1 protein-coding gene is annotated in these 480 nt (G+C 42.5%); it reads left to right on the top strand.

Annotated features, from left to right (window positions below):
• On the top strand, positions 1 to 480 hold a 480-nt coding region (locus A3763_RS04390), incomplete at its 5' end, for a chemotaxis protein CheX (RefSeq protein WP_231872098.1).

Genomic DNA, 480 nt, shown 5'->3' with positions numbered 1-480 from the left:
AATGCGTTTAAAAAACAGGATGCTGACAGAATGAACAAGCAAACTTTTTATAGCTTGCTATCAGGTGTGTGGACTAAGCTATTTGGTGCCGAGCTCAAATATATTGAGCCCCAGCCTCATCAACAAGAATGCATTTTAGAGTGCTTTGTAGAAATACCTATCGTTGGCCAAAACAATTTTTTAATGGTTTTAGCAATGCCAACAAAACTTAGCTACAGGGCCGCCTCTCTATTATTTCAGCTACCGGAAGAAGAGCTCAGCAAAAACGACGCAAATGACGCGCTCTGTGAATTAGGAAATATCCTGGCAGGCCAAGTACAACTCGAAATAAGCGAAGATACACACTTAGATGTGCCGATCCAGCTTACGAAGGAACAAGCGCAAACGCTAATGCAGGATATTGAGCCGGATTGGGAAGTCTTTACGCAGGATGAAGACGGAACAACCATATATGCCGGCGTATTTATTGGACAAAGTTAG

Source organism: Oleiphilus sp. HI0128 (assembly GCF_001635365.1).
The sequence above is the reverse complement of the archived record's forward strand: the minus strand, read 5'-3'. Positions and strand labels throughout refer to the sequence as shown.